20 protein-coding genes are annotated in these 15,751 nt (G+C 67.3%); 4 read left to right on the top strand and 16 right to left on the bottom strand.

The annotated features are described in order from the left end of the window. Nucleotides 1-2: 2 nt before the first annotated feature. Genes Q3A80_RS19150 through Q3A80_RS19140 form a run of 3 tightly spaced genes read right to left on the bottom strand, consistent with a single transcriptional unit; the run spans nt 3 to nt 2,538 of the window. Complete coding sequence (locus Q3A80_RS19150) at nt 3-1,115, bottom strand: COX15/CtaA family protein (RefSeq protein WP_446330482.1); 1,113 nt, start codon at nt 1,113-1,115, stop codon at nt 3-5. Nucleotides 1,116-1,140: 25 nt separating this feature from the next. After that, nucleotides 1,141-1,767: an SCO family protein gene (locus Q3A80_RS19145; RefSeq protein ID WP_446330481.1), complete on the bottom strand. Its 627-nt coding sequence runs from the start codon at nt 1,765-1,767 to the stop codon at nt 1,141-1,143. A 60-nt stretch (nt 1,768-1,827) separates the two neighbouring features. Then, nucleotides 1,828-2,538 carry an SURF1 family protein gene (locus Q3A80_RS19140; protein WP_446330480.1) on the bottom strand — a complete coding sequence of 237 codons (711 nt, stop codon included), beginning with the start codon at nt 2,536-2,538 and terminating at the stop codon, nt 1,828-1,830. Nucleotides 2,539-2,622: 84 nt separating this feature from the next. Here Q3A80_RS19140 and Q3A80_RS19135 point away from each other — a divergent pair, with 84 nt between their 5' ends. Beyond that, complete coding sequence (locus Q3A80_RS19135; RefSeq protein WP_006752055.1) at nt 2,623-2,832, top strand: twin transmembrane helix small protein; 210 nt, start codon at nt 2,623-2,625, stop codon at nt 2,830-2,832. Between the two features lie 183 nt (nt 2,833-3,015). Here Q3A80_RS19135 and Q3A80_RS19130 read toward each other — a convergent pair whose 3' ends face one another. From Q3A80_RS19130 to Q3A80_RS19095, 8 genes are all read right to left on the bottom strand, one after another. Then, the gene (locus Q3A80_RS19130) at nt 3,016-3,873 is read right to left on the bottom strand and encodes a cytochrome c oxidase subunit 3 (protein ID WP_446330479.1); all 858 of its coding nucleotides are present in this window, start codon (nt 3,871-3,873) and stop codon (nt 3,016-3,018) included. A 137-nt stretch (nt 3,874-4,010) separates the two neighbouring features. Then, on the bottom strand, nt 4,011-4,211 hold the full coding sequence (locus tag Q3A80_RS19125) for a DUF2970 domain-containing protein (RefSeq protein ID WP_006760730.1): 201 nt from the start codon (nt 4,209-4,211) through the stop codon (nt 4,011-4,013). A 16-nt stretch (nt 4,212-4,227) separates the two neighbouring features. Further along, a complete protein-coding gene (locus tag Q3A80_RS19120) occupies nt 4,228-4,836 on the bottom strand; it encodes a cytochrome c oxidase assembly protein (protein WP_446330478.1) in 609 nt (202 codons plus the stop codon). A 35-nt stretch (nt 4,837-4,871) separates the two neighbouring features. Continuing rightward, nucleotides 4,872-5,012: a cytochrome oxidase small assembly protein gene (locus Q3A80_RS19115; RefSeq protein ID WP_006760728.1), complete on the bottom strand. Its 141-nt coding sequence runs from the start codon at nt 5,010-5,012 to the stop codon at nt 4,872-4,874. 91 nt (nt 5,013-5,103) lie between these two features. Further along, on the bottom strand, nt 5,104-6,711 hold the full coding sequence (ctaD, locus tag Q3A80_RS19110; protein ID WP_446330477.1) for a cytochrome c oxidase subunit I: 1,608 nt from the start codon (nt 6,709-6,711) through the stop codon (nt 5,104-5,106). A 43-nt stretch (nt 6,712-6,754) separates the two neighbouring features. Next, entirely contained in the window at nt 6,755-8,356 is a 1,602-nt protein-coding gene (coxB, locus tag Q3A80_RS19105; RefSeq protein WP_446330476.1) for a cytochrome c oxidase subunit II, read from the bottom strand. Between the two features lie 55 nt (nt 8,357-8,411). After that, entirely contained in the window at nt 8,412-8,936 is a 525-nt protein-coding gene (locus Q3A80_RS19100) for a DUF2244 domain-containing protein (protein WP_446330539.1), read from the bottom strand. Between the two features lie 195 nt (nt 8,937-9,131). Next, a complete protein-coding gene (locus Q3A80_RS19095; RefSeq protein ID WP_446330475.1) occupies nt 9,132-10,097 on the bottom strand; it encodes a methyltransferase domain-containing protein in 966 nt (321 codons plus the stop codon). Between the two features lie 83 nt (nt 10,098-10,180). Here Q3A80_RS19095 and Q3A80_RS19090 point away from each other — a divergent pair, with 83 nt between their 5' ends. Both Q3A80_RS19090 and trmL read left to right on the top strand, forming a co-directional pair. Next, the gene (locus Q3A80_RS19090) at nt 10,181-10,993 is read left to right on the top strand and encodes a ComF family protein (protein WP_446330474.1); all 813 of its coding nucleotides are present in this window, start codon (nt 10,181-10,183) and stop codon (nt 10,991-10,993) included. Nucleotides 10,994-11,107: 114 nt separating this feature from the next. Then, entirely contained in the window at nt 11,108-11,578 is a 471-nt protein-coding gene (gene trmL, locus Q3A80_RS19085; protein ID WP_446330473.1) for a tRNA (uridine(34)/cytosine(34)/5-carboxymethylaminomethyluridine(34)-2'-O)-methyltransferase TrmL, read from the top strand. Nucleotides 11,579-11,612: 34 nt separating this feature from the next. Here trmL and Q3A80_RS19080 read toward each other — a convergent pair whose 3' ends face one another. From Q3A80_RS19080 to Q3A80_RS19060, 5 genes are all read right to left on the bottom strand, one after another. Next, nucleotides 11,613-12,137 (bottom strand): O-acetyl-ADP-ribose deacetylase, encoded by a 525-nt coding sequence (locus Q3A80_RS19080; protein ID WP_446330472.1) that lies wholly within the window; start codon nt 12,135-12,137, stop codon nt 11,613-11,615. A gap of 185 nt (nt 12,138-12,322) precedes the next feature. Next, nucleotides 12,323-13,321 (bottom strand): NAD(P)H-dependent glycerol-3-phosphate dehydrogenase, encoded by a 999-nt coding sequence (locus Q3A80_RS19075; protein ID WP_446330471.1) that lies wholly within the window; start codon nt 13,319-13,321, stop codon nt 12,323-12,325. Nucleotides 13,322-13,347: 26 nt separating this feature from the next. Continuing rightward, entirely contained in the window at nt 13,348-13,851 is a 504-nt protein-coding gene (gene secB / locus Q3A80_RS19070) for a protein-export chaperone SecB (protein ID WP_446330470.1), read from the bottom strand. A gap of 107 nt (nt 13,852-13,958) precedes the next feature. After that, nucleotides 13,959-14,219, bottom strand: coding sequence for a glutaredoxin 3 (grxC, locus tag Q3A80_RS19065; RefSeq protein ID WP_040142126.1), 261 nt, complete (start codon nt 14,217-14,219; stop codon nt 13,959-13,961). Beyond that, nucleotides 14,216-14,638, bottom strand: a complete 423-nt coding sequence (locus Q3A80_RS19060) for a rhodanese-like domain-containing protein (protein ID WP_040142128.1) — start codon at nt 14,636-14,638, stop codon at nt 14,216-14,218. The genes grxC and Q3A80_RS19060 overlap by 4 nt, the downstream gene beginning before the upstream one ends. Nucleotides 14,639-14,774: 136 nt before the next feature. On the opposite strand from Q3A80_RS19060, the gene gpmA reads away from it, so the two are divergent. After that, the gene (gene gpmA, locus Q3A80_RS19055; RefSeq protein WP_446330469.1) at nt 14,775-15,521 is read left to right on the top strand and encodes a 2,3-diphosphoglycerate-dependent phosphoglycerate mutase; all 747 of its coding nucleotides are present in this window, start codon (nt 14,775-14,777) and stop codon (nt 15,519-15,521) included. Nucleotides 15,522-15,751: the final 230 nt, after the last annotated feature.

The following is a 15,751-nucleotide window of genomic DNA, read 5'->3' as shown; positions in this document are numbered from 1 at the left end:
GGTCACGCCGGGGCGGCGTCGCGCGCGGGCTGCACGACACGGCCGGGGCGGCTTGAAAGGATGCGAAAGTTTAACATGACGACGAGCAGCAGCAGGATCGCGGCGCCGCCGTTGTGCGCGACCGCGACCGGCAGCGGCCACTGCAGCACGATGTTGGTCAGGCCCGTCAGGAACTGCAGCAGCACGACCAGCAGCACGCCGTTCGCCGGCCGCCGCAGCGACTCGAAGCGGCGCATCTTCAGCGCGAACGCGACCAGGTACGCGACGACGACGAACGCGAACGTGCGGTGCGTCCAGTGGATCGCGACCAGCGCGTCCTGCGTGATCGCTTCGCCGTCCTTCGTCATCCCGAGCGCGCGCCACAGATGGAAGCCCTGGCCGAAGTTCATCGGCGGGATCCACTGGCCGTTGCAGGTCGGGAAATCGGTACAGGCGAGCACCGCGTAGTTGGTGCTGACCCAGCCGCCGAGCGCGATCTGCACGACCAGCAGCGCGAGCGCCGCGAGCGCGGCCGCGCGGTAGCGGCCGGCTTCCGGGTCATGCGACGGCAGCGGCGTCTGCCGCGCCGCGAGCCAGCCGAGCGTGCCGAGCAGCGTGAGGCCGAGCAGCAGGTGGGTCGTGACGATCACCGGCTGCAGCTTCATCGTGACCGTCCATGCGCCGAACACGCCCTGCACGACGATCAGCAGCAACAGGCTCGTCGGCCACCACGGCGACACGTGCAGCGGCCGGCGGCGCAGCCGCGCGGACCACGCGATCACGACCTGCGCAATGATCAGCACGCCGATCGCCATCGCGAAATAGCGGTGGATCATCTCGATCCACGCCTTCGTCATGCTGACGGGGCCGGTCGGCATCGCCTGGTGCGCGGCCGTGATCGCCGCATGCGCGATGAACGGCGACGATGTGCCATAGCAGCCGGGCCAGTCCGGGCAGCCGAGGCCCGAATCGGTCAGCCGCGTGAAGCCGCCGAACATCACGAGGTCGAGGGTCAGGAACGTGGTGATCCACACCAGCTTGCGGAACTTGTTGTCGTCGGCCTTCACCCACACGTACGACAGCGGCAGCAGCGCGATGCACAAGCCGATCAGGCCGAGTTGCAGTAGATACGACATCGAATGGTTGCCTCGTTGTCTCGCCTTAGCCGATGCTCGACCACTTCAGCAGCTTCGTGACGTCCGTCTTGATCTTGCTGGGGTTCGGGTTCTTCGGGAAACGCATCATCAGGTTGCCGTTCGGATCGACCAGGTACAGGTGGTCGCTGTCCTTCGTGCCGGCGTCGGCCGGCAGCCACGCGGCGACCGCGGCCGGATCGGCGACCAGCCGGCGCGTGTCCGGGTACGCTTCGAGCACCTTCGGCGGAATCGCGCCCGCATCGCTGCGCAGCCACACCATCGTGATGCGGTGCCGCTCGCCCGCCTGCGTGACGCGGATCTGGCGCATGAAATAGAGCTTCTGCGCGCAGGCGTCGTCGCACGCGCTGCGGTCGGTCATCACGAACAGCCACACGCCGCGCAGCGACGACAGCGGCACCGTCTTGCCCGTTTCGTCGGTGACCTGCAGGTCGGCCGGGATCGGCCGCTGCGGCTCGATCAGCGTGCCGTAGTTGGTCGAGCCGCCCTTCGGCTTGATCACGTAATAGGTGAAGTACGACGCGATCATCGGCGCCGCGCACACGAGCCCGAGCAGCACGAGCATCCAGCGGCCGCGCTTGCGGGCCGCCGGCGAAACCGGCGACGCGGCCGGACCCTGACGGGAAGATTGCATGGACAAATCAGACCTCTCGAAACGAACCCGCGGCGCTGCCGCCGCGTCCAGGCATCGCGCTCACGCGCCGGCCGACTTCTTCGCCGCGCGCCGCGCGGCGTACAGGCCGAAACCGAGCGCGGCCGCCGCGATGCCCCACCACTGAAACATGTAACCGTAATTGCGCTCGACGCCGGTCGTCGCCGCCGGCCAGTCGCGCACGAGCTTGTCGCCGTCGTCGCTCGTCTGCTGGATCACGAACGGCTGCAGCGGCAGCCCCGTTTCCTTCGCATACGCGGCGACGTCCAGGTTCTGCCGGATTTTCTGGTGCGCGGCCGAACCACCCTCGCCGAGCTCGAACGCACGCGACGCGTCGGCGCGCGCGATGCCTTCGATCTCGATGTCGCCGGCGGGCGTCGCGAACGGCTCGATCGCCGTGCGGTCGGCGATGTTGCGCGGCAGCCAGCCGCGGTTCACCAGCACGACGCCGCCGCCCGTGAGTTTAAACGGCATCACGACGTAAAAACCCGGCTGGTCGTTATACGGCCGATTGTCGAGGAACACCGCTTGCTCCGGCACGAAGCGGCCGCGGGCCCGCACGCGGTGGAACTCGATCGACGCGAGCGGAATCGGCTGCGCGCCGACGTCGACGGGTGCCGCGTGCTCGAAGCGCACGATGTTCGCCTGCAGCGCTTCCTTCTGGTGCGCGCGGTCGCGCTGCCAGAAACCGAGGCGGATCGCGACCGCGACGACGACGAGGATCAGCAGCGCAGGCAGCCAGCGGATCTTCATCGGGCCACCTGCCAGGCGCATTCGCGAAAGCGAAGTGCGATAATTATCCTCTTCCTTTCGAATTGCCGTCGTCCGGTTCGTGTCATGCACATACTCGTTCCCATCGCCTTCGTCCTGATCATCGCCAGCATGGGCTCGGCGCTGTACTTCATGATGCACGACCGCGGCCATACGAAACGCATGGTCTGGTCGCTCGCCACCCGCGTCGGGCTGTCGGTCTCGCTGTTCCTGTTCATCCTGTTCGCGAACTGGATGGGCTGGATCCATTCGACCGGCCTGCCGATCGGGCGGTGATTGCATCCGCCGCGGCCGCTGTGGCTGCTGTGACATTTCGCCGCACAGCGCCGCCACCAAGCAAAAGCGCCGCCTGACTGAGTCGCGGCGGCGCCAGGTGGCGTTGAGCGCAGGCAGCCGGCCGCTGCCCCGTCCCCGCCAATGAAAACGGCCCGCGCATCGCTGCGCGGGCCGTCGTTGCATTTACAGCCAGTAGACGACGACGTACAGGCCGAGCCAGACGACGTCGACGAAGTGCCAGTACCACGCGGCGCCTTCGAATGCGAAGTGGTGATCGGGCTTGAAGTGGCCGCGGATCATCCGCACCAGCACCACCGCGAGCATCGTGCCGCCGAGGAACACGTGGAAGCCGTGAAAGCCCGTCAGCAGGAAGAACGTCGAGCCGTAGACGCCCGAGTTCAGCGTCAGGTTCAGTTCGTTGTACGCGTGGTAGTACTCGAAGCCCTGCATGAACAGGAAGCAGATACCGAGCACGAGCGTCGCGGCGAGCCATGCGATCGCCTTCTTGCGGTGATCGTCGCGCAGCGCGTGGTGCGAGATCGTCAGCGTCACGCCCGACGACAGCAGGAACGCGGTGTTCAGCGTCGGGATCGGCCACGGGCCCATCGTCTTGAAGTGACCGGCGAGCGCGGCGGGGCCTTCGTTCGGCCACACGGCGGAGAAGTCCGGCCAGATCAGCTTGTAGTCGAGGCTGCCGAGCTGGTGCAGCGCGATTTCACGCGCATAGAACAGCGCGCCGAAGAATGCGCCGAAGAACATCACTTCGGAGAAGATGAACCAGCTCATGCTCCAGCGGTACGACTTGTCGACGTTCTTGCCGTAGTGACCGCCTTCCGATTCGGCGATCGCGTCGCCGAACCAGTGATACAGCGTGAAGAGCAACCACAGCAGGCCGAGCAGCGCCGTGTACGGCGCCCAGTCGTGACCGTTGATCCACAGCGCCACCGACCCGAGCATGACCAGCAGGCCGACGGCCGCGCTGATCGGATGCTGCGACGGATGCGGCACGAAATAGTACGGGGTCTGGTTTTGACCGCTCATGCTTGATTCTCCACTTCAGTCCAATTTGTGTACCGGAAACCGCTCCGGCTTTATTTCTTGCGCGGCGCGACGGCCGCCGCTCGTTCCCGCACGCAGCGCCGGGGCGCTGCGCACTGCATTCTTTCGGGGCCGCGGGCTCAGCCCACGACCGCCCGCACGATCAGGATCAGCACGCCGATGAACACGCCGGCCGCGATCAACGCGACGATCAGCACGTGCAGCGGATTCAGCTGCGTCGCATCGGCCTCCAGGTCGCGCCGCTTGCGCACGCCGAAGAACGACCACAACACCGCTCGCAACGCCTGGCCGAACGACCCGCTTCGCTTGGTTTCCGTCATCGCCCCGTCTCCGTCGTCATGCGTCCGGCTTCGCCGCGCGCTGCTCCGCCGTCTTGCGCGGTGCCGGCGCCGGCGCGGCCGGCGTATTCAGCTCGAAGAACGTGTACGACAGCGTGATCGTCTTCACGTCCTTCGGCAGTTTCGGATCGATCACGAACACCACCGGCATCTTGCGCGACTCGTTCGCGGCCAGCGTCTGCTGCGTGAAGCAAAAACACTCGATCTTCTTGAAGAACTCCGTCGCCTGCTTCGGCGCGTAGCTCGGAATCGCCTGTGCGACCACCGGCCGGCCCTGGCCGTTCGTCACGTCGTACACGATCGTCGTCAGCTCGCCCGGATGCACGTCGAGGCTGTTGTGCTCCGGCTTGAAACCGAGCGGGCCGCGCGCATTCGCGTCGAACTCGACCGACACCGTGCGGCTGTAGTCGACCTGCGTGCTCTTCGCCTCGCGCTCGCTGACATCGCGCTGCACCAGGTTGTTGATGCCGGTGATCTGGCAGATCGCGCGATACATCGGAATCAGCGCGAAGCCGAAGCCGAACATCAGCGCGGCCACCACGAAGAGCTTCACCAGCATCGAACGATTGAACGCACGATCCACGGCGCCCTCTTCCGGCTTCGACATACGACTACATCCTCGCTACTGCGTCAGTTACTGCATCAGTGAGTGGACAGCCACCACTGCTTGATCACGACACCCACAAAAAAAACGGCGGCGATGACGAGCAGGATGAGGCCGAGCCGCTTGTTGCCCGCGCGAATCTGCTCGGGCGTTCGTCTTTCTTGTGGATTCCGGTTCATCTGAAACTTCGCTGAAACTTCGCTGATCCATCGATTCCGCGCCCGCCGCGCCTGCCTGCGCGGCAGGCAGCGGCGGAACGGCGGATGAAACTTATTCGACGTGCGGCGGTTGCTCGAACGTGTGGAACGGAGCCGGGCTCGGCACCGTCCACTCGAGGCCCGTCGCGCCATCCCACGGCTTGTCCGACGCCTTTTCCAGCTCGCCGCCGCCACGGTAGGCCGGCAGCGCGACCGCGAACAGGAAGTACACCTGCGCGAGGCCGAAGCCGAATGCGCCGATCGTCGCGACCTGGTTGAAGTCCGTGAACTGCGCCGGGTAGTCCGCATAGCGGCGCGGCATGCCCGCGAGCCCGACGAAGTGCATCGGGAAGAACGTCAGGTTGAAGAAGATCATCGACGCCCAGAAGTGGATCTTGCCGCGCGTCTCGTTGTACATCCAGCCCGTCCACTTCGGCGACCAGTAGTACCAGCCCGCGAACAGCGCGAACAGTGAGCCGGCCACCAGCACGTAGTGGAAGTGCGCGACCACGAAGTAAGTGCCGTGGTACTGGATGTCGAGCGGCGCCATCGCGAGCATCAGGCCCGTCAGGCCGCCGAACGTGAACACGAACAGGAAGCCGATCGCGAACAGCATCGGGGTTTCGAACGTCATCGAGCCGCGCCACATCGTCGCGAGCCAGTTGAACACCTTCACGCCCGTCGGCACCGCGATCAGCATCGTCGCGTACATGAAGAACAGCTGGCCGGTGACCGGCATGCCCGTCGCGAACATGTGGTGCGCCCAGACCATGAACGACAGGATTGCGATCGAAGCCGTCGCGTACACCATCGAGCTGTAGCCGAACAGCGTCTTGCGTGCGAACGCCGGGATCACCTGCGACACGATCCCGAACGCCGGCAGAATCATGATGTACACCTCGGGGTGGCCGAAGAACCAGAAGATGTGCTGGTACATCACCGGGTCGCCGCCGCCTGCCGCGTTGAAGAACGACGTGCCGAAGTGGCGATCGAACAGCACCATCGTGATCGCGCCTGCCAGAACCGGCATCACGGCGATCAGCAGGTACGCGGTGATCAGCCAGGTCCATGCGAACATCGGCATCTTCATCAGCGTCATGCCCGGTGCGCGCATGTTCAGGATCGTCACGACGATGTTGATGCCGCCCATGATCGACGACGCACCCATGATGTGGACCGCGAAGATCGCGAAGTCCATGCCGGGGCCCATCTGCGTCGACAGCGGTGCGTACAGCGTCCAGCCGGCAGCCGTCGCGCCGCCCGGCGCGAAGAACGAGCCGACCAGCAGCACGGCCGCGACCGGCAGCAGCCAGAAGCTGAAGTTGTTCATCCGCGCGAACGCCATGTCGGACGCGCCGATCTGCAGCGGAATCATCCAGTTCGCGAAGCCGACGAACGCCGGCATGATCGCGCCGAACACCATGATCAGGCCGTGCATCGTCGTGAGTTCGTTGAAGAACTCCGGACGCATGATCTGCAGGCCCGGCTCGAACAGCTCGGCACGGATGCCGAGCGCCATCACGCCGCCCGACAGGAACATGATGAACGAGAACAGCAGGTACAGCGTACCGATGTCCTTGTGGTTGGTGGCGAACAGCCAGCGGCGCCAACCGTGCGGCGCTTCGTGCGCGTGGTCGTCGTGCGCGTGGCCCGCGGCTACGTCGTGCCCGATGCTAGACATGAGAATCTCCTAATGCGAATACGTCGACTAACTCAGCGACACGTCAAGCCGCCGGCCCGATCTCGACCCGCCGGGCTTCCTTGGCGTCAGCCCCGCCCGTGATCGTTTCCGGCTTTTTGAGAATAATGTGGTCTTCCGCCACGCCTGCTGCCTTCAGCGCGTCGCGCACGGCTTGTGCACGATGCTTCGCGAGTTCGGCGTTCGCGTCGGCCGAGCCCGTCTTGTCGGTGAAGCCCGACAGCGCGAGCTTCGCATCCGGATGCGCCTTCGCATAGTCGGCCGCCGCTGCGATCGCCGCTTTCGCGTCGGCCGGCAGCGCGCTCTTGCCCGTTTCGAAGTAGATCGTCGACAGTGCCGCGGCGGCCGATGCCGACGCTGCGGCCGGCTGCTCGGCTGCGCCCGACGCGGCTTGCGCCGGTGCCGAGGCCGCTTCGGCCGGCGCTGCCGCGCCTGCGGTGTCTTCCGGCATCTTGCCGTTGCGCGCGTCAGCCACTTGCTTCGGCTGCAGCAGGTCGTTCTTGTGGTTGCCCCACGAATTGCGCTCGTACGTGATGACCGATGCGATGTCGAGGTCCGACAGCGACGCCCACGACGGCATTGCGCCCTTGCCGTGCAGCACGCGCTCGACGTGGCCGGCGATCGGGCCGTTCACGATCGGGCTGCCGTCCATCGCCGGGAATGCGCCGAGGCCCTTGCCGTTCACCTGGTGGCAGGCCGCGCAGTTCGCCTTGTAGACTTCCTCGCCGTGCGCGACGAGTTCGGCCATCGTGTACACCTTGTTCGGATCGACCGCTGCGCTGGCCAGCTTGGCCTTCTGCGCGGTCACCCACTTCGCGTAGTCGTCTTCCGACAGCACTTCGACGACGACCGGCATGAACGCGTGTTCCTTGCCGCACAGTTCGGTACAGAAGCCGCGGAACGTGCCGACCTTGTCGGCCTTGAACCACGTATCGCGCACGAAGCCGGGGATCGCATCCTGCTTCACGCCGAACGCGGGCACGTACCACGAGTGAACGACGTCGTTCGCGGTCGTGATGATGCGGATCTTCTTGTTGACCGGCACCACGAGCGGATTGTCGACTTCCTGCAGATAGGTTTCGGTGATGGCCTTCTTGCCCATCACTTCGTCACGCGGCGTGCTGAGCGTCGACAGGAAGCTGATGCCCTCGCCCGGGCCCTTCACGTAGTCGTAGCCCCACTTCCACTGGTAGCCGGTGACCTTGATCGTGAGATCGGCGTTGGTCGTGTCCTTCATCGCGACGACGGCCTTCGTGGCCGGCAGCGCCATCAGCACGACGATGATGAACGGCACGATCGTCCAGATGATTTCGACGGTCGTGCTTTCATGGAAATTGGCGGCCTTGTGGCCTTTGGATTTGCGGTGCGCGAAGATCGAATAGAACATCACGCCGAACACGCCGACGAAGATCACCGTACACAGGATCAGCATCATCGTGTGGAGATCGTAGAGCTCCTCGGCGATTTTCGTGACCGGCGGCTGAAAGTTGATCTCGTTGACGCGGGGGCCGCCCGGGCTATCACCGACCGCCAGAGCAGCGCCGGCAAAGAGCAGTCCGCTGCATGCCAGCACGCCCGTGAGGGCTCGCTTGATTGTTTTCATAGCATCCTTACCCAAAATTTCCATTCAAACCCTCCCCCGTCGCAAGCTCCCGGCCCATCCGGCCGGTGCCCGCGCCTCGTCAGCCGCAGCGCCTGAGCGACACGCGCAGTTCGTCGGCGAACTGCGCACGCTTGTACTGCGCGAGATGCTGCCCGATTACGACGGTCTGCCCGCGCGATACCAGTCGAATCGGATCGCGTGGCGTCGCACCCGGCTCGACCCGCACCCAGCGCGGGTTGAATTCGATCTGCGTGAACCGCTCCGCATCCATCCGCTCGATCACGAGCCGGTGCGGAAACAGCCTGATGCGTTCGTAATCGACCGCATGGCGGGCATAGATCGCAAACGCGATTCCCACCGCCAGCAATTCGATTCCGGTGAAGGGCATGACGAGCCAGGCCCCACGCCACATCAGCAACGCCGCGATCACCAGCGAGAAGCCCGCGAGCGACGCGTAAAACAGCATGAACTGGCGCGGCGACACCGAACAGTTGCGCTTCATCAGCCAGTCCGCGAGGACCGGTTCGCTGTTCGTCGTCTCCGCCAACACCCTCGCTGCTTCCATCGCCGCCTCACGCGAATGGCATGCGATGCATGCCTGCATCGGACTCGTCGGCCCGTATTGCGGGGACCCCGGGACGACAAGCTGACGCATTATAGGCGGGTTCAATGGCATCCACAAGCAAGCGGCTATCGGCCCGCGAGCCAAGCGCCACAAGCTTCCCGGCCGTTTTTCGCGTCAATTCGACCCCGCTTTGCGCCGCTAATTTCAGACATAACAAAACCCCTCTTTACCGCTTTACCGATTCTTCGGACGCCCCTTTCCGATATCTTCGATGCGCACGATCCCGTGCCCTTCCGCGGTCGTGCGCGGCACGGCCTTCCACGCGTGGCCGTAGATCACTTCGAAGGTGAGCGGAATGGTGCCGTCCGCGCGCCGGCGCGCCTCCAGCGCGTCGCCGAGCGCTGCGCGAAAGCGCCGCGCCGCGTGCTGCGGCACCGTGCGGTCGAACGGGTAGGCGCCCCAGCGGCGCACGTCGGCCAGCAGGGACTCGGGGGTCTTGTACGTGACGGTCAGCACTTCCTGGTCCATCACCGGAATCTCGAAGCCGCTCTCGACCAGCATGTCGCCGAGATCGTGCATGTCGACGAAGTCGATCACGCGCGCGGCGCCGGGCGCGATGCCGAGCGCCGCTTCGGCGTCCGCGCACGCCGCGCGCAGCTCGCGCAGCGTGTCGGGGCCGAGCGTGCTGAACATCAGCAGGCCGTTGACGCGCAGCACGCGCTGCCATTCGGGAAACACGGTATCGGGACGCGAATGCCAGTGCAGCGCGAGGTTCGACCAGATCAGGTCGAACGCGCCGGCCGCGAACGGCAGCACCGAGAAGTCGGCCTGCGCGACGCGCGGGCCGCGCTGCCCCAACGCGCGGCCGAGCGACGCGGGCAGCCAGCGGCGCCAGCTCGTCTGCTCGATCTCGCGCTCGCCGGCCCGCGCGAGCATCGCGCCGGACAGGTCGACGCCGAACACCGGCGCCTCGGGAAAGCGCGCGCGCAGCGCCGGCAGGTCGTCGCCCGGGCCGCAGCCCGCGTCGAGCACGGCCGCGGGGCTCACCTTGATGTATTCGAGGCGCTCGTTCATCCGCTGCGCGATCTCGCGCGGCAGGAACGCGACCGCGTCGAATGCGGCGGCACGGCGATCGAAGATGCGCCGCAAACGCCGGGCGTCATTGGCCGGACGGCCGGTTGAAGTCGAAGCTGGGGACATGTCGGGCACACTGGCGAAGAGCCCGAAGTATACTCGCTCGCCTCGCAGCGTTCAGCGAGGCGGGGCCGTCAGGAGTGTTCGCGATGGATCGCCGTTTCGCCCCGCGCCCGATGCGCGTCGTTTTGTCGCAGGTTCGGATGCTCGCTGCGCGCGTCGTCGCATTTGCGTTGCCGAATCGATGCGCACTGTGCGGCAATTTGTCACACGCGGTGATCTGCACCGCCTGCGACTGCGCGTACTGGAATGAAGCGCGGCTGCGCTGCGACGTCTGCGCGGTGCCGCTGGGCGCCGGCACGCCGCGGCCGCGTGCGGCGCGCGGCCGGCACGCGCGCGCCGGACAGTCGTCCGCGTACCGGTGCGACGCGTGCCGCGCGAGCCCGCCGCCGTTCGATGCGACGCTCGCGCTCGCCGATTACCGCGCACCGCTCGACGCGCTCGCGCGCGGCCTGAAGTTTCACGGGCGGCTCGCGCTCGGCGCCGAGTTTGCGGTGCGGCTCGCGCGGCTGGTGGACCACACCGACGCAATACGCGCCGCCGGCGGCTTCGACGTGATCGCGCCGGTGCCGCTGTCGCGCGCCCGGCTCGTCGCCCGCGGCTACAACCAGGCGTGGGCGATCGCGCGGCCGCTCGCGCGCCGGCTCGGCGTGCGCGCCGACGCGGCGCTGCTCGCCCGCGTGACCGACACCGCGCCGCAGTCGCGGCTCGACCGGCGCGCGCGGCGCGACAACGTGCTCGCGGCGTTCGCGGTGGCGGGCGATGTCGCCGGCCGTCACGTCGCGCTGGTCGACGACGTGATGACGTCCGGCGCGACGCTCGCAGCGGCCGCGCACGCATTGAAGGCGGCCGGTGCCGCGCGCGTGACGAATCTGGTTGCGCTGCGCACCGCCAGGGATTAATTAGATAGACAGCAGAGAGGCCGGCCGCACGCACGCGGCTGCGGCCGTCACGAACCGGCCGGCCGGGAAGGAGCGCACGTCGTTCCGCCCCGGCCGGCCCAGCCAGACCCAACCATGTTCAACGTCGTCCTCGTCGCCCCCGAAATTCCGCCGAACACCGGCAACGTGATCCGCCTGTGCGCCAATACCGGCGCGCGCCTGCACCTGATCGAGCCGCTCGGCTTCCCGCTCGACGACGCGAAGATGCGCCGTGCGGGCCTCGACTATCACGAGTACGCGCAAATGCGCGTGCATCGAGACTGGGACGCGTTCGTCGCGGCCGAAACGCCCGATCCCGCGCGGATGTTCGCGTTCACGACCCGCGGCTCCGGGCGCTTTCACGACCGCGCGTTCGTGCCCGGCGACTGGTTCGTGTTCGGCTCCGAGACGCGCGGCCTGCCGGCCGGTCTGCTCGAACGCTTTCCGAACGAACAGCGCGTGCGCCTGCCGATGCGGCCGGGCAACCGCAGCCTGAACCTGTCGAACACGGTGGCCGTGGTCGTGTTCGAGGCGTGGCGCCAGGCCGGCTTCGAAGGCGGCGCCTGACGCGCGCGCAGCCCGCGCCGCGCGGCGCAACGCGCTACCGGCGCGCAAGCCGCGCGCGGTACAGGTCGTGAATGTCGGATGAAAAGCACGCGAATATCACGCGCGCGAGGTTCGGCGCCTGCGGAAGCATTTCGATGACCGTGCCGACCGCGATGTCGACGGCCTCGTCGGCCGGATAACGATAGATGCCGCAACTGATCGCGGGGAACGCGATCGATGTCGCCGCCACGTCCTCTGCCAGCTCGATCGCGCGCCGGTAGCACGCGGCAAGCAGCTCGGGCTCGCCGCGCGCGCCGCCGTGCCACACCGGGCCGACCGCATGAATCACGTACCGGGCCGGCAGCCCGTGGCCGCGCGTGAGCTTCGCGTCGCCGGTCTCGCAGCCGCCGAGCGTGCGGCACTCGGCCAGCAGGCCCGGGCCGGCCGCGCGATGGATCGCGCCGTCGACCCCGCCGCCGCCGAGCAGCGACCCGTTCGCGGCGTTGACGATCGCGTCGACGTCGAGCGTCGTGATGTCGACGAGTTGCGCGTCCAGCGTGGTGGATCCGATCTGCAGCATGACACCCTCCCGAAACGCCGGAGACGGTTCAAGCGTAGTGCGCTTTGGCGCCGCCTGCATTGCGCGAATGCGCGCGGCCGCAAAAACCGGCGCGATGCGCGTCAACCGTCGCTCGCATCGCGCGCATCCGGAGCCCCGGCCCTGACGGCTGCGTCACCGGGCTGCGGACCGGAAGCCGTCGGCGGCTATTCGGCGCGCGCGTCGCGCCGCAGCAGGCCGCTGACCGCATCGCGCGGTGCAACGCCGTCGAACAGCACGCCGCACACGGCCTCGGTGATCGGCATTTCGATCGCCTGCGCGCGCGCGAGCGCGAGCACGGCCTGCGCGCAGCGCACGCCTTCGGCCACATGGCCGAGCGCGCCGAGGATGTCGTTCAGCGAGCGGCCGGCCGCGAGTTGCAGGCCGACCGTGCGATTGCGCGACAGATCGCCCGTCGCGGTGAGGATCAGGTCGCCGAGGCCCGTGAGGCCCGTGAAGGTTTCCGCGCGGCCCCCGAGCGCGACGCCGAGGCGCGACATCTCGGCGAGGCCGCGCGTGATCAGCGCGGCGCGCGCGTTCAGCCCGAGCCCGAGCCCGTCGGCAATGCCGGTCGCGATCGCCAGCACGTTCTTCACCGCGCCGCCGACCTCGACGCCGACCACGTCGTCACCCGTATAGATCCGCATCGCGCCGTGATGGAACGCGGCGAGCGTGCGCTCGCGGCATTCGGCGGACGTGCTCGCGACCGTCAGCGCGACGGGCAGCGCGAGCCCGACCTCGCGGGCGAAGCTCGGCCCCGACAGCACGCCGTTGCTGTGCTGCCCGGGCAGCTCGGCCGCGATCACCTGGTGCGGCAGCAGTTGCGTGTCGGCCTCGAAGCCCTTGCAGACCCATACGACGTGCGCGGGCACGCAGCCCGCATCGCGCATCGCGCCGAACAGCGTGCGCAGCCCGGCCACCGGCGCGGCGATCACGCACAACGCGTCGTCCGCGGCGCCGTGCGCGAGCGCGGCGCCGAGATCGGCGTCGTAGCGCAGCGCATCGGGCAGCGCGATGCCGTCCAGATAGCGGGAATTTTCGTGCCGGGCCTGCAGCCCGGCGATCAGCGCGGCGTCGCGCGCCCACAGAAGCGTATCGTGCCGCGCGGCCAGATGGCCCGCGAGCGCGGTGCCCCAGGCACCGGCGCCGAGAACGGCTACTTTCATACCCAGCACCGGTCCGGAGTGAAACGTCAGTTCAGCGTCGTGCCGTTCGGCGCGCCATTCGGTGCGCCGTTCGGTGCGGCTGCCGCACCGGCCTGCTGCTGAAGCTGCGCGAGACGCTGCTCGTACAGCGCCTGGAAGTTGATTTCGGCCAGGTGGATCGGCGGGAAGCCTGCACGCGTGATCGCGTCGGCGATGTTCGAGCGCAGGTACGGGAACAGGATCGTCGGGCACGCGATGCCGACGAGCGGGTCGAGCTGTTCGTCCGGAATGTTGCGGATGTCGAAGATGCCGGCCTGCTTCGCTTCGATCAGGAACGCGACCTTGTCCTTGACCTTCGCGGTGACGGTGCCCGACACGACGACCTCGAACACGCTTTCCGCAAGGCGCTCGGCCTTGACGTCGACTTCGACTTCAACCGACGGCATGTCCTGCTCGAGGAAGATCGCCGGCGAATTCGGCTGCTCGAGCGACATATCCTTCAGGTAGACGCGCTGGATGTTGAAGAACGGTTGGTTTTCGACGTCGGACATGGTGTTTCCCTAAAAGTGGTGACGAGGCGGCGCGGCTTCGCGCCGGCCACCCCGGTGGATCCTGTGCGCCCAGAGCCGCGGCGCGGCCGGCGGCCATTCTGCCCTAATCAGGCCGCTTGCAGAAGCGGCACGAGGCCGCCTTCGCGATCGAGCTTCGACAGATCGTCGTAACCGCCGACGTGCGTGTCGCCGATATAGATCTGCGGCACCGTGCGCCGGCCCGTGCGCGCCATCATTTCCTCGCGGCGGGCCGGATCGCGGTCGATCAGCACCTTTTCGATCTGCTCGACGCCGCGCAGCTTCAGCAGGCGCTCGGCCTGCATGCAATACGGACACACCTGCGTGCTGTACATCAAAACCTTGTTCACTTCGCCACTCCTTGTTTGACGACCGGCATTCCGGCCTGCTGCCAGGCGGCGACGCCGCCCTCCAGCACGTGTACCTCGGCATAGCCCGCCGCCTCGACCTCGCGCGCCGCCTTCTGCGACTGCTGGCCGTTCTGGCAGACGAGCAGCACCGGGGTGCTCTTGTTCTTCGCGACCTGCGCAATTTTCGCGCCGATCTCGCCGGCCGCGACCTGGCGAGCCGACGGCAGGTGGCCGGCGGCGAAGTCGGACGGCGCGCGCAGGTCGATCACGACCGCGTTGCGGCGATTGATGAGCTGCGTCGCCTCCGCAGCCGACAGGCCGCCGCGGCCGCGGCGCAAGGCCGGCCACGCCAGCAGGCCGCCGGAAACCAGCAGGATCGCGATAAGGGCCAGGTTCGTGTAATTGGTAAAGAACGTCACGGAAAGCCGCCGGAAAAAGAGAAATCGGAAAAGGACAATCCCGCCATTATAAAATAACCGTCTTGCGCGATGGCGGGCCCGGACCGGGTGCCGCGCGACGCGCCCCGCTTCCCTATCACTACCGACCGCAAGATCCATGTACAAACTCGTTCTCATCCGCCACGGCGAATCGACGTGGAACAAGGAAAACCGCTTCACCGGCTGGGTCGACGTCGACCTGACCGAACAGGGTCGCAACGAGGCCTACCAGGCCGGCGAATTGCTCAAGGAGGCCGGCTACACGTTCGACATCGCGTACACGTCGGTGCTCAAGCGCGCGATCCGCACGCTGTGGCACGTGCAGGACAAGATGGACCTGATGTACCTGCCTGTCGTCCACTCGTGGCGTCTGAACGAGCGCCACTACGGCGCGCTGTCGGGCCTGAACAAGGCGGAAACGGCCGCGAAGTTCGGCGACGAGCAGGTGCTCGTGTGGCGCCGCAGCTACGACACGCCGCCGCCGGCGCTCGAGCCGACCGACGAACGCGCGCCGTTCAACGACCCGCGCTACGCGAAGGTGCCGCGCGAGCAGCTGCCGCTCACCGAGTGCCTGAAGGATACGGTCGCGCGCGTGCTGCCGCTGTGGAACGAGTCGATCGCGCCGGCCGTCCGCGCGGGCAAGCAGGTGCTGATCGCCGCGCACGGCAACTCGCTGCGCGCGCTGATCAAATACCTGGACGGCATCTCGGACAGCGACATCGTCGGCCTGAACATCCCGAACGGCGTGCCGCTCGTGTACGAGCTCGACGAGAACCTGAAGCCGATCACCCACTACTACCTGGGCGACCAGGACGCGATCGCGAAGGCGCAGGCCGCCGTCGCGAAGCAGGGCAAGGCGGGCTGATACCCGTCGCGCCGGGCCGGCCGCCTTCCGCGCGGCGTGCCCGGCCGGCCCGGCGCGCGGCGCGAACCTTCGCGGGCCCGGCGTTGTCGAACCCGCTTTCGACTGCGCCGCGCGTCCGGCGCACCCGCCGGGCCCCGGGACCGCCGGGCCTCCGGATCTCCGGACCTTTTCGCACCGTTCCACTGAGTATTCGGACGAACAGTTATACTTGTCCGCTACATCCCCGCTAC

This window comes from Burkholderia sp. SR8, from assembly GCF_052851275.1.
The sequence above is the reverse complement of the archived record's forward strand: the minus strand, read 5'-3'. Positions and strand labels throughout refer to the sequence as shown.

Coding starts and splice junctions, on each gene's coding strand:
- Q3A80_RS19080 (WP_446330472.1), bottom strand. CDS start 12,137: ATGCTGCAGATCGGATCCACCACGCTGGACGCGCAACTCGTCGACATC.
- gpmA (WP_446330469.1), top strand. CDS start 14,775: ATGTACAAACTCGTTCTCATCCGCCACGGCGAATCGACGTGGAACAAG.
- Q3A80_RS19140 (WP_446330480.1), bottom strand. CDS start 2,538: ATGAAGATCCGCTGGCTGCCTGCGCTGCTGATCCTCGTCGTCGTCGCG.
- ctaD (WP_446330477.1), bottom strand. CDS start 6,711: ATGTCTAGCATCGGGCACGACGTAGCCGCGGGCCACGCGCACGACGAC.
- trmL (WP_446330473.1), top strand. CDS start 11,108: ATGTTCAACGTCGTCCTCGTCGCCCCCGAAATTCCGCCGAACACCGGC.
- Q3A80_RS19130 (WP_446330479.1), bottom strand. CDS start 3,873: ATGAGCGGTCAAAACCAGACCCCGTACTATTTCGTGCCGCATCCGTCG.
- Q3A80_RS19120 (WP_446330478.1), bottom strand. CDS start 4,836: ATGTCGAAGCCGGAAGAGGGCGCCGTGGATCGTGCGTTCAATCGTTCG.
- Q3A80_RS19075 (WP_446330471.1), bottom strand. CDS start 13,321: ATGAAAGTAGCCGTTCTCGGCGCCGGTGCCTGGGGCACCGCGCTCGCG.
- coxB (WP_446330476.1), bottom strand. CDS start 8,356: ATGGAAATTTTGGGTAAGGATGCTATGAAAACAATCAAGCGAGCCCTC.
- Q3A80_RS19090 (WP_446330474.1), top strand. CDS start 10,181: ATGGATCGCCGTTTCGCCCCGCGCCCGATGCGCGTCGTTTTGTCGCAG.
- Q3A80_RS19135 (WP_006752055.1), top strand. CDS start 2,623: ATGCACATACTCGTTCCCATCGCCTTCGTCCTGATCATCGCCAGCATG.
- Q3A80_RS19095 (WP_446330475.1), bottom strand. CDS start 10,097: ATGTCCCCAGCTTCGACTTCAACCGGCCGTCCGGCCAATGACGCCCGG.
- Q3A80_RS19100 (WP_446330539.1), bottom strand. CDS start 8,936: ATGCAGGCATGCATCGCATGCCATTCGCGTGAGGCGGCGATGGAAGCA.
- secB (WP_446330470.1), bottom strand. CDS start 13,851: ATGTCCGACGTCGAAAACCAACCGTTCTTCAACATCCAGCGCGTCTAC.
- Q3A80_RS19145 (WP_446330481.1), bottom strand. CDS start 1,767: ATGCAATCTTCCCGTCAGGGTCCGGCCGCGTCGCCGGTTTCGCCGGCG.
- Q3A80_RS19150 (WP_446330482.1), bottom strand. CDS start 1,115: ATGTCGTATCTACTGCAACTCGGCCTGATCGGCTTGTGCATCGCGCTG.
- Q3A80_RS19115 (WP_006760728.1), bottom strand. CDS start 5,012: ATGAACCGGAATCCACAAGAAAGACGAACGCCCGAGCAGATTCGCGCG.
- Q3A80_RS19125 (WP_006760730.1), bottom strand. CDS start 4,211: ATGACGGAAACCAAGCGAAGCGGGTCGTTCGGCCAGGCGTTGCGAGCG.